A 4,099-nucleotide genomic window follows, 5' to 3' on the forward strand; every position below is an offset into this window, starting at 1 on the left:
GGCGTATATCGAGCGGCAGATGTACGACCCGCGTTACTGACGAAGTCGCGGGCGCGACGGCATCGACGCCGCCGTGACCTTCCATCGCGATAGACCGCCTCACCCGACGGCGGCGAGAACGGTTATGTCAGCGGCGCCGCTCTCGCTCCGGTTGTGCCGGATGCCAACGGCATAGACGCGTCTCGCCCGATGCAGCTGGTGGAGAAGCCGTCTCTCACGGCTTTGGGCGAACGCCGCGTCTCTGACCGCAAGGCGACCAAAACGGACGCGGTTCCCGTCCGTTTTCCGGTTTTGTGACATCCCCAGGCAAAAGTCAGCGCGCCGCGGCTCATCATCAGCTATTTCCTGCAAGGCTCCGGGTCGGAACACGATCCTGATTTCCTCGGCTCATGGCGCCTGATGCTGTTTTTTCTTGGTTTTTTCCAGGGCCAGGCTTTAGAAAGCCGCGATGAAATCCTCCTTGCTCCCCGTCATGAGCGTAAGCTTGGTGGCTTTGTCCGGCGCGTTGAACGCTGCTATGACCGGCGCTAGCCCATTACGCAATTCCCTTGAGGGATCATCGTATTGACGAGCGATTTTTCGGAAATCGAAGTCGTAGCCACGAATTTCAACTGGCGCCAATCCGGCGGCACGACGGCCGTCGTGCAACTGGTGCCGGAGCAGGCGAAGACGTTGAAAATCGCGGCCCTCGGCTTCGACCTGCCCGAGCGGGTACCGCGCATGCGCTGGCGCGACATTCCGAAGCTATTTCGCCGACCGGCCCATCGGCCGTTCCGGATCTATCATTGTCGCCGCAACAACGAGATGATGGTGGGACTTTTGCTCAGGGATGTCCTGCGCGCGCCGCTCCGGCTGATCTTCAATTCCGCCGGTCAGCGCCGGCACAAGCCGTTGACCCGCTGGATGTTGAGACGGATGGATGCCGTTATCACGACCAGCGAACGTTCGGGCAGTTTTCTCGAAGTCCCTCACACGGTCGTGCCGCATGGAACGGATTTTGAGCGCTTTCACCCCGCCCGCGGAAACGATGACGACTACGCCGCAAGCGGATTGCCGGGGAAATACGCCGTCGGTTGCACCGGGCGGATCCGGCACCAAAAGGGCACCGATCTGTTCGTCGATGCCATGTTGCAGCTTCTGCCGCGCTATCCCGACTGGACCGCGATCATTACCGGCCGCACGACGTCCGACAATCTTGGCTTTGAGCGCGAATTGAAGTCGAAGATCGCCGATGCCGGCCTCACCCAGCGCATCCACTTCCTCGGCGATGTCGCGGACATCTCGGTGTGGTATCGACGCTTTACGCTGTTCGTGGCGCCTTCGCGCCAGGAAGGCTTTGGCCTTACGCCTTTGGAAGCGATGGCTTCGCAGACAGCCGTCGTCACCTCGGACGCCGGCTCCTTTCCCTCGATGATCAAGGCTGGGATCAATGGAGCCATCGTGCCGGCTGGCGATCTTGACGCCCTTGTCGCGGCCATCGAACCCTATTTTCGGGCGCCGCTTCTTGCTAAGGAACAGGGCCGGGCGGCGCTGGAATTCGTGCATGCCAATTTCTCGCTTTCAGCCGAGGCACGCGGCATCCGGGCAGTCTATGATCGGCTATGGACTGAGGGGCAAAAGCCACTCGGCCGGCAAAACGGGGCTGAGACCCAACTCGCAGCAAGTCAGGATCCGGTATCGGTACGCCAGGAGGAAATATGTTGAGACTTGACGCGCTTCGCGCCACACAAGTTGAACGCGATCCCTTCGAATACCTGATCGTGAAGAACTTCGTCGATCACGAGAGGCTGAAAGAAGTCCTGGCCGACTATCCCGCCGTACCGGGCCCGGGGTCACACCCGCCGGTGGGCCTGAATATTTCGGGACATTTCAAAGAGCTCATCGATGAGCTGCTGGGGCCGTCGTTTCAGAATATCGTCGAGGAAAAGTTCGACGTCGATCTGACCGACAGGCCGACCATGTATACGGTCCGTGGTTTCTGCCGCGCGCGCGACGGCAAAATCCACACGGATTCGAAAACCAAGATCATCACCGTCCTGCTCTACATGAACGACGACTCCTGGGAGAGTTCGACCGGCCGCCTGCGCCTGCTGCGGAACGATTCCGATCTCGAAAATTACGTCGCCGAGATCGAGCCTGCCGGCGGAACGCTGCTGATCTTCAAGCGCTCCGACAATTCGTGGCACGGCCATCATCCCTTTGAAGGCAAGCGCAGGGCGATCCAGCTCAACTGGGTGACGGACCAATCCGTCGTCGACCGGGAGCAAGGCCGCCACGGTTTCTCGTCGGCGATCAAGCGGCTGTTTCAACCTGCATTGTCGTGGCGGCAGTGAACGTGGAGTTTCATAGGCTGCCCTACGTTATGGGAACGCCGGACCTTTTTTTCTGACCATGCCTTCGCTACGCCGGGGATGCCCGCTTGACGCCTGACAACGATCTTACCACCGCGCCGTTTGGCGCGTTCGCGCCGAACGCTGCACAGGCGGCGGTCATCCGGCTTGCGCATCGCTCGGGCCTCAAGCGCGGCGCGTTCCGGCCCTGGATGTCGCGACTCGCCAACCTGCTGCGGGCGGGGCCGATCGACGCGCAATACCAGGGAGCCTCGTTTCGTTTCTATCATCAGGCTAGCGCAACCGAACGCGGCGCGTTGTTCAATCCCGACTACAATCTGGAAGAGCTTGCCTTTCTGCGCACATATGCACGCGATGGCGGCGTATTCATCGATATCGGCGCGAATGTCGGCACCTATGCACTCACGCTGGCGAAAAGCGTCGGCGCAAAGGGCACGGTGATTGCGGTCGAACCGCACCCGGTGGCGCGGAGCCGCCTCACCTTCAACCGCGACGCCTCCAGTCTTGCCCAGGTGAAGTTGATTGCCGCCGCGGCCGGGCCATCCGACGGCGAACTCCTGATCGAGACCGATGGCGGCAATCTCGGGGCCAGCCATATTGTGGCGGACAAAACCTCCACAGGCGCTATCCGCGTGCCCTCGCTGACGCTACGGCGAATTCTCAGTGATGCCGGAATCACCCGGGTGGATGCGCTGAAGATCGATGTCGAAGGCTTCGAAGACCGCGTGCTCACGGGTTTCTTTGCGCAGGCCCCGCAAACGCTCTGGCCGCGCGGCGTCGTCATCGAGCACCTGTCGCGCAAGGAGTGGCAGCAGGATTGCATCGAAGACATGGTTGCGCGCGGCTACCGCGAAAAAGGCAAGACGCGCAGCAATATGCTCCTTGCGCGCGAGTAAAACGCAAAGCCGTTTGCCGGCGGATTGATCGGCGCAACTTCACCGTTTCCTAACGTCTATCCGTCGCGACGGTCACGCGTAAACTGCGCGGTAGCGCTGCCGCCCGACCAGCACGCTGATCGTGAGCAGATTGAGAAGGTTGGCGACGATGCCGGCGGTGAAGGCCGGCGCATAATATCCGAAATGGTCGTAGAGCAGGCCTGCGATCCAGCTGCCGGCTCCCATGCCTCCGCCGCTGAAGAGCAGCAGGGTCGGGATCCGCCACGAGGCTTCCGATGCCGGGAACAGTTCACGCACTGCGAGAACATAGGCCGGAATGATACCGGAGAAGCCGAGCCCGAAAGCGGCGCTCACCGTGAACAGGCCGACTTCACTCTGTGTCAACAGCAGCGCGGTCATCGAGGTCGCTTGCCAGGCCGACCCGATCAGCACCGTGGTGAGACCGCCGATACGATCGGAGATCACGCCCCAGACCTGCCGGCTGAGGAATGCCGTACCGAGCAACACCGACAGCATCAGGGCGCCCATCGACCGGCTGATACCGAGGTCGCTGCAAAAGGCGACCAGATGGCCCTGCGGCATCGCCATGGGAATGCAACACAGAACGGCGGCGCAGCACAGCATCACGAACACCCCGTTGGGCGCCCAACCGAGCACGCGCGCCGGACTCGATCCGGTGCCGGCCGACGCCACCGGATGGATCACTTCGGGTGGCTCGCGAAAGTAGATTAATGCAAGCGGCACCACGACGACGATCTCGGCGAGCGCGTACCACAGCATCGCCTGCCGCCAGCCGAAGCTTGCGATCGCGCGCTCGAATATCGGCGGCCAGATCGTGCCGGCGAGGTAGGT

The 4,099-nt window shown here is 61.8% G+C and carries 4 protein-coding genes; 3 read left to right on the top strand and 1 reads right to left on the bottom strand.

Going from position 1 to position 4,099, the window contains the following annotated elements; translation table 11 throughout:
- Nucleotides 1-564 precede the first annotated feature (564 nt).
- From WB528_RS17590 to WB528_RS17600, 3 genes are all read left to right on the top strand, one after another.
- A complete protein-coding gene (locus tag WB528_RS17590; protein ID WP_423889679.1) occupies nucleotides 565-1,704 on the top strand; it encodes a glycosyltransferase family 4 protein in 1,140 nt (379 codons plus the stop codon).
- The gene (locus tag WB528_RS17595; protein ID WP_423889680.1) at nucleotides 1,698-2,333 is read left to right on the top strand and encodes a 2OG-Fe(II) oxygenase; all 636 of its coding nucleotides are present in this window, start codon (nucleotides 1,698-1,700) and stop codon (nucleotides 2,331-2,333) included. Before WB528_RS17590 ends, WB528_RS17595 begins: the two co-directional genes overlap by 7 nt.
- 86 nt (nucleotides 2,334-2,419) lie before the next feature.
- Nucleotides 2,420-3,247, top strand: coding sequence for an FkbM family methyltransferase (locus WB528_RS17600; protein ID WP_423889681.1), 828 nt, complete (start codon nucleotides 2,420-2,422; stop codon nucleotides 3,245-3,247).
- Nucleotides 3,248-3,319: 72 nt separating this feature from the next.
- On the opposite strand, the gene WB528_RS17605 is transcribed toward WB528_RS17600, so the two are convergent.
- The coding region (locus WB528_RS17605; RefSeq protein ID WP_423889682.1) for an MFS transporter at nucleotides 3,320-4,099 on the bottom strand (780 nt) is incomplete at its 5' end.

Origin of the sequence: Bradyrhizobium sp. (assembly GCF_049586575.1) — a bacterium.
Taxonomy (GTDB): domain Bacteria; phylum Pseudomonadota; class Alphaproteobacteria; order Rhizobiales; family Xanthobacteraceae; genus Bradyrhizobium.

What these genes read in the sequence shown, in the direction of transcription:
- WB528_RS17595 (WP_423889680.1), top strand. Translation starts at nt 1,698, where the DNA reads ATGTTGAGACTTGACGCGCTTCGCGCCACACAAGTTGAACGCGATCCC.